At 68.4% G+C, this 18,129-nt stretch carries 16 protein-coding genes, 1 tRNA gene and 1 pseudogene; 12 read left to right on the top strand and 6 right to left on the bottom strand.

Going from position 1 to position 18,129, the window contains the following annotated elements; all coding sequences use genetic code 11:
- Positions 1-43 precede the first annotated feature (43 nt).
- Positions 44-2,929: a penicillin acylase family protein gene (locus AC0VYD_RS06740; RefSeq protein ID WP_475479088.1), complete on the bottom strand. Its 2,886-nt coding sequence runs from the start codon at positions 2,927-2,929 to the stop codon at positions 44-46.
- A 279-nt stretch (positions 2,930-3,208) separates the two neighbouring features.
- Between AC0VYD_RS06740 and AC0VYD_RS06735 the strand changes: the two genes are divergently transcribed.
- A complete protein-coding gene (locus tag AC0VYD_RS06735) occupies positions 3,209-3,727 on the top strand; it encodes a hypothetical protein (RefSeq protein WP_475479087.1) in 519 nt (172 codons plus the stop codon).
- Between the two features lie 62 nt (positions 3,728-3,789).
- Here the strand turns inward: AC0VYD_RS06735 and AC0VYD_RS06730 are convergent, their stop codons facing one another.
- Positions 3,790-4,653: a cobalamin biosynthesis protein gene (locus AC0VYD_RS06730; protein WP_475480205.1), complete on the bottom strand. Its 864-nt coding sequence runs from the start codon at positions 4,651-4,653 to the stop codon at positions 3,790-3,792.
- Between the two features lie 565 nt (positions 4,654-5,218).
- Here AC0VYD_RS06730 and AC0VYD_RS06725 point away from each other — a divergent pair.
- Positions 5,219-5,294, top strand: a tRNA-Arg gene (locus AC0VYD_RS06725).
- A gap of 543 nt (positions 5,295-5,837) precedes the next feature.
- Here the strand turns inward: AC0VYD_RS06725 and AC0VYD_RS06720 are convergent.
- The 3 genes and pseudogenes from AC0VYD_RS06720 to AC0VYD_RS06710 all read right to left on the bottom strand — a co-directional run.
- The gene (locus AC0VYD_RS06720; RefSeq protein WP_475479086.1) at positions 5,838-6,014 is read right to left on the bottom strand and encodes a DUF397 domain-containing protein; all 177 of its coding nucleotides are present in this window, start codon (positions 6,012-6,014) and stop codon (positions 5,838-5,840) included.
- An 11-nt stretch (positions 6,015-6,025) separates the two neighbouring features.
- Positions 6,026-6,556, bottom strand: coding sequence for a DUF5753 domain-containing protein (locus AC0VYD_RS06715; protein WP_475480204.1), 531 nt, complete (start codon positions 6,554-6,556; stop codon positions 6,026-6,028).
- Between the two features lie 66 nt (positions 6,557-6,622).
- Positions 6,623-6,817: pseudogene (locus tag AC0VYD_RS06710) on the bottom strand (helix-turn-helix transcriptional regulator); the annotation flags it as partial.
- Positions 6,818-7,048: 231 nt separating this feature from the next.
- On the opposite strand from AC0VYD_RS06710, the gene AC0VYD_RS06705 reads away from it, so the two are divergent.
- The 10 genes from AC0VYD_RS06705 (at position 7,049) to AC0VYD_RS06660 (ending at position 16,280) form a co-directional block, all read left to right on the top strand.
- Positions 7,049-7,312 carry a hypothetical protein gene (locus tag AC0VYD_RS06705; RefSeq protein WP_475479085.1) on the top strand — a complete coding sequence of 88 codons (264 nt, stop codon included), beginning with the start codon at positions 7,049-7,051 and terminating at the stop codon, positions 7,310-7,312.
- Positions 7,309-7,710: an ATP-binding protein gene (locus AC0VYD_RS06700; RefSeq protein WP_475479084.1), complete on the top strand. Its 402-nt coding sequence runs from the start codon at positions 7,309-7,311 to the stop codon at positions 7,708-7,710. The genes AC0VYD_RS06705 and AC0VYD_RS06700 overlap by 4 nt, the downstream gene beginning before the upstream one ends.
- A 135-nt stretch (positions 7,711-7,845) precedes the next feature.
- Positions 7,846-8,040, top strand: a complete 195-nt coding sequence (locus AC0VYD_RS06695; RefSeq protein ID WP_475479083.1) for a hypothetical protein — start codon at positions 7,846-7,848, stop codon at positions 8,038-8,040.
- A complete protein-coding gene (locus AC0VYD_RS06690; protein ID WP_475479082.1) occupies positions 8,024-8,560 on the top strand; it encodes a DUF6879 family protein in 537 nt (178 codons plus the stop codon). The genes AC0VYD_RS06695 and AC0VYD_RS06690 overlap by 17 nt, the downstream gene beginning before the upstream one ends.
- On the top strand, positions 8,550-9,422 hold the full coding sequence (locus tag AC0VYD_RS06685; RefSeq protein ID WP_475479081.1) for a helix-turn-helix domain-containing protein: 873 nt from the start codon (positions 8,550-8,552) through the stop codon (positions 9,420-9,422). The genes AC0VYD_RS06690 and AC0VYD_RS06685 overlap by 11 nt, the downstream gene beginning before the upstream one ends.
- A 97-nt stretch (positions 9,423-9,519) precedes the next feature.
- Positions 9,520-9,678 carry an FxLD family lanthipeptide gene (fxlA, locus tag AC0VYD_RS06680; RefSeq protein ID WP_473040223.1) on the top strand — a complete coding sequence of 53 codons (159 nt, stop codon included), beginning with the start codon at positions 9,520-9,522 and terminating at the stop codon, positions 9,676-9,678.
- 66 nt (positions 9,679-9,744) lie between these two features.
- Complete coding sequence (locus AC0VYD_RS06675) at positions 9,745-11,916, top strand: lantibiotic dehydratase family protein (RefSeq protein WP_475479080.1); 2,172 nt, start codon at positions 9,745-9,747, stop codon at positions 11,914-11,916.
- Positions 11,913-13,166 (top strand): lanthionine synthetase C family protein, encoded by a 1,254-nt coding sequence (locus tag AC0VYD_RS06670; protein WP_475479079.1) that lies wholly within the window; start codon positions 11,913-11,915, stop codon positions 13,164-13,166. The genes AC0VYD_RS06675 and AC0VYD_RS06670 overlap by 4 nt, the downstream gene beginning before the upstream one ends.
- Positions 13,159-15,177 carry a methyltransferase, FxLD system gene (gene fxlM / locus AC0VYD_RS06665; RefSeq protein WP_475479078.1) on the top strand — a complete coding sequence of 673 codons (2,019 nt, stop codon included), beginning with the start codon at positions 13,159-13,161 and terminating at the stop codon, positions 15,175-15,177. Before AC0VYD_RS06670 ends, fxlM begins: the two co-directional genes overlap by 8 nt.
- A gap of 71 nt (positions 15,178-15,248) precedes the next feature.
- Positions 15,249-16,280 carry a hypothetical protein gene (locus AC0VYD_RS06660; RefSeq protein WP_475479077.1) on the top strand — a complete coding sequence of 344 codons (1,032 nt, stop codon included), beginning with the start codon at positions 15,249-15,251 and terminating at the stop codon, positions 16,278-16,280.
- A 204-nt stretch (positions 16,281-16,484) separates the two neighbouring features.
- On the opposite strand, the gene AC0VYD_RS06655 is transcribed toward AC0VYD_RS06660, so the two are convergent.
- Positions 16,485-18,125 (bottom strand): protein kinase domain-containing protein, encoded by a 1,641-nt coding sequence (locus AC0VYD_RS06655; RefSeq protein WP_475479076.1) that lies wholly within the window; start codon positions 18,123-18,125, stop codon positions 16,485-16,487.
- Positions 18,126-18,129: the final 4 nt, after the last annotated feature.

Below are 18,129 nucleotides of genomic sequence, written 5' to 3'. Positions count from 1 at the left end.
GCACCGCGGGCCGCGTCCTCCCGGGGCCGTCCCCGGGTCCGGGCTACCTTCCGCCGGAGAACTGGTAGACGAGCTGGTAGGTGGGCCGGTTCTGCCAGGCGATCGGCCACATGTTGATGCCGCCCACCGCCTGGTGGGCCACGGAGTCCGCGCAGACCTGGTCGCCCGCCGAGCAGACGCCGTCCCCGGGGTAGACCTCGCCCGCGGGGACCGCCGCCGCCTCGGCGAGGCTGTCCAGCAGGACCGTGCGGCAGGACCCGGTGTCGCCCCCGCCGCAGTAGGCCCCGTCGCCGAGCGCGCCCTCCACGTCCCGGTCCAGGACCGTGCGCAGGTCCTTGTGCACGTAGGACCACCAGCCGTACTGGAAGGCCGAGCCCACGTGCCCGACACCGGACGGGGACTCGTCGACCGGGGCGGCGCGGGTCAGCTCCGTGTACAGGTCCTCGCCCAGTTCCGGTTCGAACTGGGCCCGGACCAGCCGCGGCCACCAGGCGTCCAGGACCCGGGCGGCGTCCGCGTGCTCGTAGTATCCGGCGTCGCGGTGGGGCTCGCGGCGCAGGGAACCGGACTCGGTCCAGGCGCGCAGGGCCTCCACCGTCCCGGCGAGTTCGGGGTCCTGCACCGCCTCGGTGTCGATGACCTCCAACAGCAGCGGGAGGACCTGTTCGGCCCGTAGGTCGGCGACCCCGGCCTCCATCATCGTGGCGGTGAGCGAGGCGGGGGTGAACCGGTGCCCCTGCCCGATCAGCCCGGAGACCCGGGCGTCCAACAGGTCGCCCCGGTGCACGGGACCGGTGGCCCAGGGCGAGGTGTACCCCTGGGCGGGCTTGTTGTTCCAGTTGACGATGTAGTCCGGGTTGATCTGCTGCGGGTGGTCCTCCTGCGGGTGGTAGTCGGCCTCGTTGGTGGCGGGGTCCCAGCCGGACCAGCCGGACGCGGAGTAGGCGTCGATGGGCAGGGTCGGGTTGGTGCCCTCGACCCGGACCGGGTTGGTGCCGGAGTTGATGAAGGCGATGTCCTCGTCGTCCACGTAGTGCCAGTTGAAGGCGTACCCGACGTCCCCGGCCGCCTCGGTGAAGGTCTCGGCGGAGGTGATCTCCCCGGGGTCGTTGAACCGCTGGAAGCCGAGGATGGAGTCGACCTCGCGCATGTAGGTGGACCGCAGTTCGGTGAAGGCGACCGGGGCGCCGTCGACGGTGGCGAACGACCGCACCAGGCCGAACTCGGACCGCAGGGAGGTCAGGGTGTAACCGCCCTCCGGGGTCCCGTCGGCGACGCTGGGCGACCAGTCGTTGCTGACGCTCAACTCCTCGAAGTCCGTGCACTCCCCGGCCGTGTCGACGTAGGAGCGCGAGGAGGTGGAGGGTTCGGAGCCGTCGGTTTCGCACAGCTCGACCGCGAAGGTGTCGGTGATGTCCTGACCCGCCGAGGTGGCGCTCCAGGCGTAGTCGACGCCGCGGCCCATCTGGACGTAGAAGCTCACCCCCGCGAAGGAGGCGCCCCGGGCGCTGATCCCGGGCCCCTGGAGTTCCTGGAGCATGAGGAGCTGCGGGGAGAAGTAGCCGGTCTGGGGGCCCATCACCGCGACGGGGTTGCCGCTCTCGGTGTGCTCCCCGGAGACGAGCAGGGCGTTGGACATGCCGCGGGGGTCGAGGAAGTCCTCCGGCAGGACGCCCTCGTCGAAGACGCCCTCGGCCGCGGACAGGTCGCCCTCCTCGACCATCTCCTCGATTTCGGCCCGCTGGTCCCCGGGAAGCTCCTCCACCGTGGACGCCTCACCCTCGGGCGCCTCCTCCTGTGCGTGCTCGGCCAGGGGTGCGGCCACGGCCGCGTCGGAGGCGGCGGAGCCGTACTCGTCGTGGACGATGTCGTAGGGCTCGACGGAGCCGGGGTCGGGCACCGCCTCGCCGACCGGGTTCTCGGGGGTCTGTGCGTAGGGGAACTCGCCGTCGACGCTGACCAGCGCCTCGGGGTCGTTTTCCATCCGCCAGTCCCGCCAGAGCTCGGCGCCCTCCTGCGCGCCGTAGCGGTCCTGGAAGTTGGCGAGCACGATCGCGGCCTGGACCTCGCCGCCGCCACCGCCGCCGAAGATGCCGCCGACCATCGCGGCGATCCCGACGACGTCGGTGGGCGTGAAGTGTTCGATCTCCCCGGCGTTGGTGATGGCGTCCTTGTGCCCGGTCAGGACGTACTCGCCCGGGAAGTAGCGGCCGCTGTCGGCCGCGTCGATGTAGCTGTTGACGCCGTCGAGGTAGGCGTCGACGTCGGCGAGGGCCCGGGCTCCGCGTTCACCGCTGGCCGCGACCCGGTCGATCTGGGCCTGCTTGTCCTCCTCGGTGTAGGGCGCGGTGTTCCACAGGTCCTGTTCGAGGCCGCGGTTGCCCGGGGCGCCCCCGGCGAAGGGGGTGAGCTCGCCCCGGCCGACCCGGCGCAGGACGTCCATGAGGAAGAGGCGGTCCTCGCCCGCGGCGTACCCGGCGCCGAACATGGTGCCCTCGCGGGTGGTGCCCTGGATGTGCGGGATGCCGTGCTGGGAGTCGCGGGTGATCGTGACGTCCTCGCGCGGCCGGTACTCGCGGCCGACCTCGTCATCACCGACCCCGAAGGTGGCGTCGTTGAAGAAGGCGTCGAGGCCGTCGTCGGTGAGCCCGTCGTAGTGGTGCACGAGGTTGTCGTACATGTCGAGCTGGCTGGAGGAGTGCTCGGGCCGGGTGCCGAAGGCCTGGTGACCGAGGATCTCGACCAGGGTGGCGCTGCCGTTCTGGCCGGGCGGGAGGACGTCGAGGCAGCCGGAGGGCGCGCAGTAGTCCTCGAAGGCGGGTTCGGCCAGGACCGGCGCGGCCGGCAGTGCGGCCGCCGTGGACGCCGCGACCGCGAGGGCCGCGCCCGCGGCGCCGGTGCGGATCCTCAGTCGGAGGGAGGGGGGCATGTGCTGTCACCACCTGGGGGGAGCGGGCGATGGATCTGCCGCATGCTACGTACGGGTGGGGAAATCGCGAAAGACTTTCATGTTTCTTGTCCCGTGCTGGTTCCCGGTGCCCGGAATCCCGTGGTTTACGGTGACCCACACCACACCAGGGCAAATCCGCGCGTGCTCCCCGTGTCGACCCCGACACCCACCGTCGGAACTGGCCACATCCGGCCACAACCGGTTTTCGTTCAGGGCCGAGGAGCGGAGTTCACGTCGGCCTTTGAGACAATCGCTGCCATGAACCAGTACCCCGACCCCCACCAGGGTGAGCCCTGGCAGCAGCCCAGCGGTGGAAATCCCGGCTGGGGCATGCCCCCCGAACCGCACACCGGCGGCCAGCTCGAGCCCTACGGCAACCCCACCGGCGGCTACCAGCCCGCCGGTACGGGTGGGATGCCCGAGCACGCCGAGCCCACCCTCGACACCATCGGCGACATCGCGATCACGCAGAACACCGTGATCACACCGTCCGGACGCTTCCCCATCAAGGGCACCGTGTGGACGACGACCGACATGAGCCGCACCGAGCAGTCCACCCCCGTCTGGGCGATCATCGTGGCCATCCTCATCTTCTGGTGGACCTGCCTGCTCGGCCTGCTCCTGCTCCTGGTCAAGGAGACCAAGACGACCGGGCACATCCAGGTCACCGTCCAGGGCGGCGGCCACTACCACGCGACCCAGATCATGGTGAGCAACAGCGCCTACGTGCAGCACGTCCAGCAGCAGGTCAACTACGCGCGCAGCCTCGCGGCCTGACCCCGGCCCGCCAGGGGCACCGGGCCCCGGCGGGATGAACGGCATCCCGCCGGGGCCGCCGCTCAGCGGACGACCGCGGCGACCAGGGCCCCCAGGTTGACGGCACGGGCCAGCCGGACCGCCCGCCGGATGTCCGCGACGTCCACGGCGGGCCCCTCCCCCATCAGCGGCCGGCGCTCCGCACGGTCCCCGTAGGTGTTGGTGCCGCCCAGGGTCCGGCCGAGCGCACCGGCGAACGCGGCCTCGCACTGACCGGCGTTGGGGCTCGGGTGGGCGGCTCGGTCCCGCCGCCACACCCGCCACGCCTGACGGGCGGACCCGCCCACCACCGGAGCCGCCGCCACGGCGAGCAGCGCGGTCAACCGCGAGGGCGCCCACCCGGCCACGTCGTCGAGGCGCGCGGAGGCCTTCCCGAAACGCTCGTACCTGGGGCTGCGGTGCCCGACCATGGCGTCCAGGGTGTTCACCGCCCGGAAGCCCGCCAGACCGCCGACCCCGCAGAGCGAACCCCACACCAGTGGCCCCACCACGGCGTCCGAGGTGTTCTCCGCCACCGACTCCACCACGGCGCGGGCGATACCGGCCTCGTCCAGGAACTCCGGATCGCGCCCGCACAGCCCGCGCACCAGGGCCCGTGCCCGCTCCAGGTCGCCCTGCTCCAGGGCGTCGGCGACCCGCTCGGCCTCACGCCCCAACATGCTGCCGCCCAGCACCGCCCAGGCGGACAGGGCGACCAGGGCCGGGTGGCGCACCCTCGATCCCGCGAGAACGACCGGCAGGACAGCGGCGCCCGCGAAGACCGCTCCGGCCCCCACCGAGTCCCGGTGCAGCCGACGCTCCAGGTGCGCGGCCGCGGTGCCGAAGAGCGCCACCGGGTGGCCCCGCTGCGGATCCCGCACGATCCCGTCCAGCAGGAACCCGGCGATCAGCCCCTGGCGCAGCCCCCTCCGTCCTGCCGACCGAAAACCCCTGCCCAGTACCTTCTTCAGCCGCGCAGTCAACGGCACCCCCAGTCATCCCCAAACCGCGGCAAACCAGCGTTTGCCACGCAATGTATTCGCCCATACACGTAGAGCACCCTTACAGTCGACCCAGAGAGGGGGCGGCTCATGCTGTTCGCGCTGGTGTCACTGCTGATCCTGGCAGGTCAGTGGTGGCTCTTCTGACCGGCCAGGCCGCCCCGGGCCCGGGGCGGCCCCGGAGTTCACGAAACGCCAGCAGCACAGCAGCGCACCAGGGGTTAATCACCGGTAACGTGGGGCGCGAGGCCCATAGCGACCGGTTTGGTGGAACGCGCGTGATAACGAGACGCAACTACGAATCACCGTAGTTGGTGAGGCTTTGCCCTCCCTTGGGCGACATCCGAGGAATACCCTAGAATGTCTGCCCGGGACCACGGCACGCCCCCACCCGGCCGTAGGATCACCACCCCGGCCCCACAACCGGCGACAGCCGGTCGCGCCCTGCCACAGAGGGCCACAATTGAATCAGGCACCCGTAGCTCAGTGGATAGAGCACCGGACTTCTAATCCGATGGCCGCAGGTTCGAATCCTGCCGGGTGCGCCACAAAACCCCAGGTCAGACTGGGTGCACGAGGGCCTCGAACGAGGTCCTCGCGGCGTTTCGGGGCCATGTGTGCTCCTCGTGTGCTCCCCAGTCGGAGCACAGTCACAGCAGCACCCGTGAGAACCCCATCGGACTTGGCCACCTCGCAGCCACGCCACCCCTCGGATTCTCGGCTGAGTCCTCCCCACCAAATCTCCTGGGGCAGCCCCACCCGCCTCATGACTGCCCACAGGAAGGCCTTCTGGCAGGATTTGAGGCGCTTTGAGAGCGCCTCGTTCCCTCCAGCACCCTTCACTCCCCCTCCGCTGACCCAACGACGAGCGCGTGTTGAGGTAGTGCTGACGAAGCAAGTGCGAGAACCTATCGGACCGTAAATCCGACGCAGCGTTTTCCCTGGACGAAGCCGACAGTTGGGACTTGTCTACCCCGACCAGCCGACCTGGTCGGCCACCCGCTCAAGAGCGCGGAACGGCATCTCGGCGGCTCATCACCGGTCGACCCGTGTGCCTCGAGAGCGCACGGAGCCGCTCGGGCCTCGCGGAGTCAGAGCTTCGAGGTAGCCACTTCCAGGAGGAGCATCCACTGCTCGCCGGGAAACTCCAGGTGACCCGACCCCCGGTTCTGCGAATCCCGAACGAGAACGGAACCCGCATCCCGCCGCGCTTCCACGCAGTGGCCCTGGTTGCCGCTGTAGCTCGACGTCCGCCAGGTCGTGTCCACGGTTGTTCTCCTCACAGTGATGCGATGAAGTGCAGGCTTTCGTCCGGAGAGAGCGCGAGGCTCCTCAGGTGCCCGTACTGCTGCTGGCAGTTTCCCACGGTCACCTGGTCGGTAATCACCTGGCCCGATCCGGGCGTCTCCGCGTACACGAGCGACTCCGCATGGTCCATGTCGAGGATGACCAGGGGACCGTTCATCGCGCTGTGCGCACCACGACCGAACGGGAGGACCTGGATCTGCACAGCGGGGTTCGACGTTCGCCGCAGCAACGTCTGGAACTGCCTCTTCATCACCTCCGCTCCCCCGACCTGCCTCCGCAGGGCGCCCTCATCGATCACGAACAGGGTGAGCGGCGCCGGGTCCCGGTCGAGGATCTCCTGACGGCCCAGCCTGGCTTCGAGTTCACGTTGAACCGCCAGTGTGGGCAGGGGCGGGAAGCTCGCACCCACCACCGCTCGTGCGTAGTCCTCGGTCTGCAACAGCCCCGGGATCGCCTGCGGCTGGAATTCATAGATGACCTGCGCTTTCGCCTCCAGTTCCACGAACTCCTCCAGCCACCTGGGCTGAGCCTTCCTGGCTCCGGGCCACAGATTCTGTAGTCGTCCGTGGGCACCCAGTGCTTCGTCCGCGAGCTTGGCGAAGAGCTTGGACGGTCGGCGGATACCACGCTCTACCGCCCCTACCTGCTGTTTCGACGTTCCAGAGAGTTTTCCCAGAGTCGATTGCGACATATCGGCCAACTCCCGCAACCGCCTTAGTTCCTGACCGAAAAGTGTGGTTGCCGCACGTTCCGCAGGGGTCATCTTGGGAGGCATGAAACCAGGAAACCACAAGAGACCACGGATGAATAGCGAAAGCACTAGTTCGAATTCAGTATCCGACCACATGTGGAGTATTCACTGTCCGGTCAGGCATGGTCGTCCCACGCACAGCGGTTCCGTTGATCAGAATCCGCGCCGTTGTTCGTGAACAGCACCCCGGCGGTGAGCGCCACCCCTGAGGCTGAACCGCCAAGACGCCCGTGAGGTGAGAAAATGCCGCACCCACCCCTGTCGGAAGGACCTCCACCAGGTCTGCTCCGGCTGGCCCGCAGCATCGCCATGCAGCACCCCGGATGGTCGGTTCGTGTCAACACCGACGCGATCGCCTCTCGACGATGGAGCGCAGACGCCCAGGTTCCGCTGACCCGACAGGAGATCACCCTGGGATTCCAGGGCAGCCTGCACGCCGGCACCAGCGAACAGCTCCTCGACGTACTCGACTGGGAGACCTCCTACCGGAACAGGAGGCTCGTGTGATCGCCACATCTGACGCCCTGCACGCCCGCCACTCCTGGCCCGGTACCCCGCACTCCGTGGGCCGGGCCCGCGACTGGACCGCGCTCACCCTCAACGAGTGGGGCGTGCACGTTACCGATGCCGCCCTCCTGGTCGTGTCCGAACTCGCGACCAACGCCTGCCGCCACACACTCAGCTCCGCCCCGAACGGACAGTTCACCGTGCGTCTGAGCCTGTACAACGACCACATTCGCGTTGGTGTCAGGGACGCGGGCCCCAGGACCGGACGCACCCCCACTCGAAGGACCCCACGCCTGGACTCTGTACACGGCCGCGGCCTGGCACTGGTCGACTCCCTCTCCCTTCACTGGGGACCGCTGAAGGTCGGCACCGGAGTGTTCGCAGAACTCCCCCGATGAACGAGGGTCCCCGCGAAGGTGTCCCTCTCCGAGGTGGATTTTATTCATGGGCGTGAATACTCCCAGGAATCTTGACCACCACCTCTGAAATCTCTACCGTGAATTCCGCATTGTGCTGAACGGAAAGGCTATTTCGTGGCACTTCAGAAGCTTTCTGGTGACTGCAACCGCAACGACTGCCCCGGGGTCTACACGAGCGGAGACGGATCCGTCATCGTTCAGGGACCGCTGCTGACCGCCACCGAAGGGCTGACCTTCTCCGAAGGAGAGGTGGCCGTGCGCATCCCCGCCCATCTGATCGAGGAGGCCGCCCGTGCGCTTGGAGGGTGAGGCCTGGCAGGAGTTCTTCCACTCCTTCCAACGAGAGGCGTTCAGGCTCGAAACTCTGCCCGGTTACACGGTGCCCGAAGAGGAGGACGAACTACGCCAGTTCCTGGCCGGGGTAACCCGCCCAGCTCAGGAGCTGCACACCGACACCTACCTGATCAAGGTCCGTGAACACGTCGAGGCGGGCCGCAGGATGCGCCGGGTCCACACCCTCACCAGCCCGCTCAACGACCACCTGAGGTTCCAGTTCGAGTGGGGCTACGCCTTCAGTGTCGCGGCGGGCGAGGAGGTCAACATCCTCGACTTCGCGACCACCCCTGACCCCGGGCTGCCCCAACAGGATTTCTGGCTCTTCGACGACGAGCACGTGGTGCTGATGCACTACGCTGCCGACGGCACCCAGACCGGTCGGGAACTCCTGGAGGGCGCGGATCCCGCCCCCTATGTCCGGTACAAGGACCTGGCGCTGAAACACGCAACACCCTTCACCGAGTACTACAAGGCCGCACCGCTTGACCCTTGAGCCCGAACACGCTGACCGGCAGCGCGGCGAGCTGGCCGACGCCCTGCGTCGCCTGCGCCGCGCTGCCGGTCTGACCGGTGCCAGCCTGGCCACCCGTACCGGGATGAGCCAGGCCAAGGTCAGCAAGATCGAGAACAACCGCATCCGCCCCTCGGTGGTGGATGTCGAGCGCATCCTCACCGCGCTCGGGGTATCCACCACCGGCGAGGACGGTGCCCGCCTGCTGGAGTTGGCCCGGGTCGCTAACTCCGATTACCAGGGGTTCCGTACCGCCCTGCAAAGGGGACTGGGCGAGCTCCAGCGGGACCTGTCCGCGATCGAGACCGCTGCCTCCACGGTGCGCTTCTTCCTTCCGTGCATGATCACCGGGCTGCTCCAGACCCCCGAGTACGCGCGCCAGACTCTGACCCATCCGCTGGTGAACCGCGGTGCGGAGTGGCAGTCAGCCCTGGCACGGCGCCTGGAACGCCAGCAGATCCTCTACCGCCCCGGCAAACGGTTCGTGTTCGTACTGACCGAGGCCGCGTTGCGCTGGCCGCTGTGTCCGCCCGCGGTCATGGCCCTGCAGATGGACCGGATCGCTTCCCTCAGCGAACTCGCGGGGGTCGATATTCGCGTCGTCCCGGCCCACCCTCCGGTGCCCAGCGGCCCGCTCAACGGCTTCACGCTCTACGACGACCGCCTGGTCACCATCGAGGTGTTCACCGGGGAACTCGCCCTGCGCGATCCCAAGGACATCTCCTACAGCCGTGAGATCTTCGACTTCTTCCACGAGCACGCCCTTTCAGGTGAAAAGAGTCGCTCTTTCCTCGATGAACTCGCCCGAGAGTTCCGCTTCAGAGCAAAAGCGGACATTCCGTAGGGCGAATTTATTCGCACCCGAGAAAGCCCTTCATCTGACCTATCAGGGTCCCTAGTGTTTCCCGTGCACCAACCCCCTTACGACAAAGGAGCCCACGTTGCAGGCTGCACAGGAAACCCGACAGGAGACCTCTTCCCCCTTCGCTCTGGACATCCGCCTGATCGAGAACAGCGACACGACACCGCTGATCAACCTCACCGATGACGGGTGCGGATCCAGCTGCCCCAGCGCCTGCGCCACCAGCACGGCGGACTGACCGGTCTTTGTTGCAGGCGGGCGGGTCCGGTCTCGGCCTGCCCGCCGTTCGAGGAAAGCGGGAATCATGACTGCGACGACACCGGGCTGGCAGGTGATGGGCCAACCTCACGTGCGTACGTGTGTTCTCAGCTTCGCGGACCCTGGTATCCCGGACCTGACCGGTACGGATACCGCCACCTGGAGGCGATGGGCGCGCCAGGTGTGGGCCGTGCCCGCGGTGACCGAAGCGATCACGCACGCTTCCCCCACCCTGGCTGAAGGTGTCGAATCGCTGTGCGCCCGCACACCAGCGGACGTCCCCATCAAGCGTGCCCGTAAGACAACGGCGGCCCTGCTGCGGTACGTACTCCGCATCAGCCACCGGGCCACACCCTTCGGGCTCTTCGCCGGGGTGGCGCCGGCCGAGTTCACCGAGTCTGCCTCCGCCGCGTTCGGAACCGACCATCAGCGCCTCGCCCGCGTCAGTAGAGGCTGGATGGCGCAGGTCGTCGGGGAGCTGGTATCGCTGCCCCAGGTGCGTGAACGCCTACTTCTGGCAGCGGACAACACCGTCACCGAGCAGGACGGTGAGTTCACGGTGGCGCAGTTCGCCCGTTCGGGGCCTGGCACCGGCCCCGGAGAGGTGCGGATCGGCGCGTCCCCTCCAGTCCGGCTCGTTTTAGACAAAGCCCGTTCTCCGAGGAGCTGGGATGCCCTGGTACAGGCCCTCATCAGCAGCCACCCCAGCGGATCGCCCGACCAAGCCGGAGACATGCTTGTCCGTCTGCTGAGCGTGCGGGCCCTGCACCCCCACTTGTGTGCTCCTTTGACGGTCGAGGACCCGATCGAACACCTGTTGCGTGCCCTCACCCGGCTGGGCGGCCACACCCTGCCCCAGGCCCGCCCCTCGGTCTCTCAGCTCGAGCAGGTGCACTCCTTGGTCCGTGCGCACAACCGGTGCGGAGCCGATCCGGATCTGCTGCGCAAAGCACAGGAGGCCGTTGACGAGCTCTCACCGGCGCACCCCTTGGGGGTGGACGTGCGCGTGGACGCCCGAATCACACTCCCTTCCTCGGTGGCGCGCTCGGCCGAACAGGCCGCGCACCTGCTCGGTGTGCTCTCACCCCACCCGGAAGGCCTTCCGGCCTGGCGCGGTTACCGGGAACGCTTCGCTGACCGCTACGGGGACCGGCTCGTGCCCTTGGCCGAAATCATCGACCCCCAAGGGCTGGGGCTGCCTCCCGCTCACAGCGCCCCCGGTCAGGCCGCAGGCGGGGAGCGGGTGGGGCAGCGCGATCGGTGGTTGCTCAAACGAGCCCAGGTGGCAGCGCTGGAGGGTGAGCGCGAGGTCCTCGTGGACGAGCTCATGCAGGAGCTGGCCACCTCACGCGAGCTGCGCCCACCAGAGCACACCGAGCTGAACCTGCGTATCGAATCACCGTCGACCAGAGCGTTGGAGAGCGGCCGCTTCCGTCTGGCGGTTCTGGGCGCCTCGCGTGCCATGGCCACCATGGCCGGGCGTTTCACCGCCCTGACCGGCACCACCTCGGGCTGGGCGACCCTGTTCTCGCACAGCATGGGCGCTGTACCGGTGCAGTTGTCCTTTCCCCCGGTACGGGCTGCGAGCGCTCATGTGGCCCACGCCCCGCAGCTGGTGGAACACGTCTTGCACATCGGTGAATACCCAGGGAGCAAGCATGGCTCCCCGGCTGTGGACGACCTTGCGGTCGGCGACGACGGCCGCGAGCTGTTCCTGTGGTCCCACGCCCTGGACGCTCGTGTTGAGCCCTTCGTTCCCCATGCGCTGAACCTGCGCTACGCCCCGCCTTTGGCCCGGTTCCTGGCCGAGCTTCCCCGGGCCAACAGGACCGTGCTCACCGGTTTCGACTGGGGCGCCGCCTCCGTGCTGCCGTTCCTGCCCCGCCTGCGCTTCGGCAACCTCGTCCTCACCGACGCCCGCTGGCGCATCACTGCCGCCGAACTCCCTCCTGCCGGTGCTAGCTGGCCGCACTGGCGCCAGGCCTGGAACTCCTGGGCACGGCGGCGTCGCCTTCCCGAGGCGGTTGAGCTGGGGGCGGGTGATCAAAGGCTCCGCCTGGACTTGTCCGAGCCGGGGTGCCTGTTCCTGTTACGCAGCCACCTGAACAAGGAAGGCAGCGCCGTGCTCACCCAAGCCCCCTCCCCCACCGCCTCGGGGTGGTGCCGCGGCCGGCCGGTCGAAGTGGTCCTGCAACTGCGCCGCGGAAGGTCAGTATGAGAGCGGCGTGCACCACCAGCAGGGCGAGTGCTGTGGCCGCCCGGGTCGCCGACCTGCTCGCCACACCCGAACAGGCGCGCGCCTGGGCCGGAGAGCGTTGGTGGCCCCAGTCCCTGGCCCAGGGCGCGGCCGGAGTCGCGCTGTTGCACATCGAGCGCGCCCGCACCGGAGAGGGTTCGTGGGAGCGGGCCCAGGCGTGGTTGGAGTGCGCGGTAGCCCAGGGAGTGGACGCCTCCCCCGCGGCGCACCTGTTCTACGGGGCGCCCGCGCTCGCCCACGTCCTGAACCGGGCGCAGAGCGTCCGCCCGGAGTTCGGGCCCCAGCTCGCCCGACTCGATGCGGCCGTGGACCGGATCGTCACCGACCGGCTGGAGCGCGCACGGGCACGCCTGGCGGCCGGGGCAGGTCCGGTGCTGGCGGAGTTCGACACCATCCGAGGTCTGGCCGGGCTCGGCGCCCTGCTCCTGGCCCGCGACGAACACCACCCGCTCCTACCAGGCGTGGTCTCCTACCTGGCGGCGCTGACCGAACCACTCACGGTGGACGGCGTGGACGTGCCCGGTTGGTGGGCCCGCGTTGGGCCCGATGGAAAAGAGGATCCACGCTTCCCGGCAGGGCACGCCAACACCGGCATGGCGCACGGCATCTGCGGACCGCTCGCGCTCCTCGCCCTTGCGCTGCAACGCGGTATCGCGGCCCAGGAGTGCTCCGAGGCGATGGGCCGCATCCTGGAGTGGCTCGATGCCTGGCAGCAGGGCGACGCAGACCAGGCGTGGTGGCCTTACTGGGTCACCCGCGCCCAGCGCTCCGGGGCGGAGAAAGTGGTGGGCCCTCAGCGGCCGTCCTGGTGTTACGGGGCGGCCGGGGTCGCCCACGCTCAGCTGCTCGCTGCCAGGGCGTTGGGGGACGCGGCAAGGGCCGATCTGTGCCGAGCTGTGCTCAACCGGATGTTCACGACCGCTGCGGTCTCGCTGGGGGTCAACGATGCCTCGCTGTGCCATGGATATGCGGGCTTGGCGCTGCTGGCTCACACCACCGGCACAGGCCGCCCGGAAGACCTGCTGGTCCCGGTAGTGGGCGGCGGCGACGCGCACACGGTCGCGACAGAGCTGATCTCCACCGGCGGCATCGGCCTCTTGGAAGGCGCGGCCGGAACCGCCCTGGCCCTGCACACCCTGACCGGTCCTGCCCCTGAGTCCGGGTGGGCAGGGTTCTTGCTGTGCGCCCCAACAGGAGGCGCCCGTGGTTGAACAGCAGGCGCAGGTCTTGATCACCTGGTCGGACGGGGAGAGCGCCGAACCGTCAGCGGTGCGCCTGTACCGGGCGTTGGAGGGCTCTGCGGCGCTGGGCCCGTGGTGGTTCATCCGCAAGCGCCCGCACTGGCGGCTGCGCTATAGCGCGGGGCCCGGGGCCGTCGCTCTTCTCGATGCCGAGCTCGCAAGGCTCCGCTCTGGCGGTGCCGTATCCGAGTGGGTGCACTCGGTCTACGAACCGGAGGTTCACGCCTTCGGAGGCCGGAGGAGCATGGAGCTGGCCCACCACCTGTTCCAGGCCGACAGCCGCCACACCCTGGTCTACCTGGACCGCCTCCACGCGGCCCCTGAACGGGAGTTGGGGCGGCGTGAACTCTCCCTGCTGCTGGGGTCCGCTCTGCTGCGCGGGGCGGGCCTGGACTGGTTCGAGCAGGGGGACGTGTGGGCACGTGTGGCTGATCTGCGCCCCTCCACCGCACTCTTCACTTCCGACGACCGGCTCCGCGCCCAGGTGCACACCCTCATGCGCACCGCTCCCAAGGGTTTGGGCACGACAGAACCACTGGGAGTGCTCGCCCCGTGGACGGATGCTTTCACCACGACCGGCCGAGCGCTGGCGGACCTGTCAACCCGCGGGCTCCTGGCTCGAGGGCTCAGGGCCGTGCTCGCCCACCACCTGATCTTCGCCTTCAACCGGTGGGGCCTGCCCTACCGCGACCAGCACATCTTGACCACAACCGCGAAAGAAGTCGTCATGACCGACACCACCCACGCCACCGCTTCCTCGGCCGATACCGATCGGCTCCGAGAAGAACTCGTCGACCAACTGCGCCAGAGCGGCCAAATCCGAAGCGAAGCGGTAGCTGACGCGTTCGGATCAATCCCCCGGCACGCCTTCGTCCCCAACGCCAGCTTGGAAGAGGCCTACGCCAACGCGCCCGTGCACATCAAGCACAACGAGAACGGCGCCTCGATCAGCTGCGGCTCCCAGCCCGGGGTGGTTGCGATGATGCTCGAACAGGCCGCCTTGGAACCCGGCATGCGTGTCCTCGAACTCGGTGCCGGCACCGGGTTCAACGCCGCCCTCCTGGGCCACCTGGTCGGACCAGCCGGATCGGTGACCACCATCGACGTCGACACCGACCTGGTCGAGGGAGCCCGGGCCAGGTTGAAGGAGAACGGCATCACCAACGTGCAGGTCCTCATGGGAGACGGAGCACTCGGCCACCCCGAGGGCGGGCCCTTCGACCGGATCATCGCCACGGTCGGCTCACACGACGTACCCCGTGTCTGGGTGGACCAGCTCGCCCCGGGTGGAAGGCTCATCGCCCCGGTGCGCATCGCCGGGGACGTTTCCCGCTCCATCGTCTTCGAAGCCGACGGCGACCACTGGTCGAGCACCGACAGTCAGCTGTGCACGTTCATGCCGCTGCGCGGCGGTGGGATCGGTGACGACCCCCGCACCGTCCTGGCCCTGGATGCGGACGCCACCGTGCTGCTCCAGGCCAACCAGGACCAGGCCATCGAACGCGCCCAGGTCCACGAGGTGCTGGCCGAACAGCCCCGCACCGTGTGGTCGGGGGTGACGTTCGGCAAGGGGCAGCCGTTGGACCCGATGTGGTTGTGGCTGGCCACCCACCTGCCCAACCGCCTCTCGCGCATGCCCGTCACCCGACCTGCCGTGGACAGCGGCCTGGTCTCACCCGGTCTGCCCTGGGGCGACATGGCCGGAGTGCCCGTGGTCGAGCGCGGCCTGGCCTACCTCACCCTGCGCTCGGTGGAGAACCAGCCGGGCCGTCACGAGCTCGGCGTCATCGGACACGCCAAAGCCGGACACGTGCTCGCGGAGCAGGTGGCCGAACAGGTCGCCGTTTGGGAGGCACACCGGAACGACCCGTTGCACTTCGCGCTGACCTACAGCTCGGTGTCTGCTGAGGAGACCGAGACGCGGCGCGTCATGGCGAGGGGCGGCTCCTCGCTGGTGGTCGCCTGGGGCGACCCTGTATGAACCTCGAGCGATGGTTTCCTCTCGTTCCGCGGCCCCGTCCACCCGGCCACCGGCTCACCGACCGGGTCGACATGATCACCCAGGACGCTGTTCTGGCCCGCGAGGGGACCGGGCAAGAGGCGCTGGACGCAGCCTCGCGTGTCTACAACGGGGCCGCTCTGATCGCCTCCGACACCGGACAGCAGGAGTTGGCCCGCACCTGGTGTTGGGAGCATGCCGAGCACTACCTCGCCCGCCTTCCGTTGAACGCAACGATGGCCCAACGTGCCCTGGAGCCCGTGGTGAACCTGGCCCGGCTGCGTATCCGCGCGGACGAGGGTGGACAGGCCTTCACGATGCTCACTGCTCTTCACGAAGGAGTGCGCACAGGGCAGGCGATCGTGCTCGACGGTCGAACACTGCCCCTGGACCGCATCACCGCCACCGCGGACGACCGCGAGGAACTCCACCAGTGGGTGTGGACGGTCCTGCTCGGTGACGGGCTCCGCGCCCTGACTTCAGCAGGCCGGTGGGACGAAGCCGCCGAGCAGGCTCAGCGGCACGGCGGGGCCGGGGATCGGCTCTTCGATGGGCGCCAGACCCTGATCATCGCCCATCTGTTGTCAGGCCGAACCGAGCACGCCCTGGCCCTCGTGGAGGGCTCGACCGTACAAGAGCCGTGGGACCAGGCGCTCCGAGCGGTCCTGAACCTGTGGTGTCGAACGGAACTCTCGGATCAGACCTCGCTCGAAGTTGACGATCTTCACGGGAGTGTCAGTCAGGCATTCGATGTGAGCCGACCTCTGTTCTCCACACGGCTCGGGCTGGCAGCACTGCACCTGCTTCACCGTGTGGGAGCCGAAACAACAGATCTCACCAAAACGGTGACGGCAATCGTCCTACGTGCCGAGGACGGGTACGCTGCCCGAGAGCTGCTCAGCTCGTGGAAGGGCACAGCTGATCAGAACAGGGATTTAGTGAGAGTGCTTGACGCGTCTGGTCTCGCCGGGGGTGATCTCCCCATACACCTACACGATCGATTGACGAACGCGGTCATGACGGCGTCCGACAGACTCGACGCAGCCTTCCCTTCAACTACCCCCGTGGCCCTCAGCTCCGAGTAGTCCAAGAGTTTCTTCCCAAAGATCGGCCTCTACAGCCAGTGCCGGTTGTAGAGGCCGAACACTCGTGAACACGGATGCTCTACGATCCAGACCCGAGTACGTCGAGGGAGCGACGGGCAGCGATCCGAGCACGCACCGCTCTCCACCAAACTCGGCACGAAATACTTACGTGTCAGCTCTGACAGAGCCCGAGACATCAGACGGTCAGCCCAGGTCTTGGCGAAGGCGGCGAAGGTAGGCGTCGATCTGCCCCAAGCCGGGCCAGTCGCTTCCCCGGAGGCGGAATGTCTCCGATCGCAGCCGGTCGCCCACGTGCAGTGCCTGTGGGAGCCTTTCCGCCGCGGCATGCAGACTCATCAATCGTGCAAGGGCGTCCAAGTAGCGGTAGACGGCGTCCTCGTCGCCAGGCTCAGGCGTGCTCTCGCTAACTCGGTTGAATGCTTGGGTGGCGGCGGTGGCCTCGCCGAGTTCCATCCGGCACTGCGCGGCGTAGTACCAGCACAGCTGAGCTTGCTCATCGCCGTCGCCGTAACGGTCGGTGTAATGGTGGGCGAGCGGCTCAAAGAGCGCTAGGGCCTCGCGGTGGCTTCCGGCCAGGAACTTCACCTGGGCGAGGCTGAACTGCATGCCCTCTCGTAGCTCAGGGTCAGCGGCTCTCGCGATGGCCTCGGCGAGTGCGTCGGCGGCCTGAGTAAACTGGCCATCCTGAGCCAGCTGCGCTGCCCGGTCGGAGACCGCGTCCGCCTCCTGCTCGGTCAGTGCGGCAGGGCCTGTCTCCGGCCCCTGCGGCGCGGCTGCCGGTGAGGGCGCGAGCGGCGAGGGAACGATGACTGTGGGGGTGTTCGAGGCGGCGACACTGGGACTGGGCATCCGGCCACCGAAGGGTCGCAGGAACGGCAGACGGGGGTCGAGGATGTCCTCGTCAGTCATGGCGGGGGTGCCCGTGGAAGCGTGGACGAAAGGTAGGAGGGCGTCATAGACCTCCATCGCGTCCATGCGCTGCTCGGACTCCTTGGTAAGCATCCCCAACAGGAGCTTCTCGATATCGGCCGGCACATCCGGGCGCAGGACACGGATGGGCGGGGGCAGGGTGTGGACGTGGTGCCACATGTGGGAGCGGCTGTCATCGGGGGTGAACGGCGGTTTGCCGGTGAGGAGTTCGTGGAGCAGGCAGGCGAGGGCGTAGACGTCTGCTGCGGGGCCCACCGCGTTGGCCAGGCTCTGTTCGGGGGACATGTAGGGCGGGGTGCCTACGGTCATGCCGACCTGAGTGAGGCGGGGCAGGGTACCGACTCCTCGCAGGGCAGCGACACCGAAGTCAAGGACCTTGACCACGCCTCCGGGGGTGAGCATCAGGTTGGACGGTTTGATATCGCGGTGAACGACGTCGTGATGGTGCACGGTGTCAAGGACGGAGGCGATCTGGGCACCGACGGCCGCGGCCCAAGAGACGGGGACCGTCTCGCTTTCGTAGTCGGTCTCGTCGATGAACGTCTGCAGTTCGCGTCCCTGTAGGAGCTGCATAACGACGAACAGCCGTCCGCTGGCCGCGTCGGCTCCGGTGTCGTAGACGGCCGGTACACCCAGGTGCTCGATGCCAGCGGTGATCTGGACCTCGCGCAGGAATCGGGCTCGGCGAGTCAGCAGAGTCTCCGCGAAGGCCGCGCCCTGGACCCCGGGCGGGACCGGGCTATCGGCCAGCATCATCTTGACCGCGACCCGGCGGTCCAGTCGCTCGTCGTACGCCTGCCAGACCTCGCCCATGCCGCCCGCGCCGATGGGTGTGTGCAGCCGGTACCGGCCCGCGATCACGCGAGCCGGTACGCCAGCGTCGAAGCTCGGCATGCCG

The sequence above is a fragment of the Nocardiopsis sp. iso_40 genome, assembly GCF_056173285.1.
Note: the sequence above shows the minus strand (reverse complement) of the source record. Positions and strands in the feature narration are given on the sequence as shown.

Bases quoted from the DNA above. Each gene is read 5' to 3' on its own strand.
- AC0VYD_RS06670 (WP_475479079.1), top strand. From the start codon at position 11,913: ATGAGAGCGGCGTGCACCACCAGCAGGGCGAGTGCTGTGGCCGCCCGG.
- AC0VYD_RS06705 (WP_475479085.1), top strand. From the start codon at position 7,049: ATGCCGCACCCACCCCTGTCGGAAGGACCTCCACCAGGTCTGCTCCGG.
- AC0VYD_RS06735 (WP_475479087.1), top strand. From the start codon at position 3,209: ATGAACCAGTACCCCGACCCCCACCAGGGTGAGCCCTGGCAGCAGCCC.
- AC0VYD_RS06660 (WP_475479077.1), top strand. From the start codon at position 15,249: ATGATCACCCAGGACGCTGTTCTGGCCCGCGAGGGGACCGGGCAAGAG.
- AC0VYD_RS06675 (WP_475479080.1), top strand. From the start codon at position 9,745: ATGACTGCGACGACACCGGGCTGGCAGGTGATGGGCCAACCTCACGTG.
- AC0VYD_RS06655 (WP_475479076.1), bottom strand. From the start codon at position 18,125: ATGCCGAGCTTCGACGCTGGCGTACCGGCTCGCGTGATCGCGGGCCGG.
- AC0VYD_RS06740 (WP_475479088.1), bottom strand. From the start codon at position 2,929: ATGCCCCCCTCCCTCCGACTGAGGATCCGCACCGGCGCCGCGGGCGCG.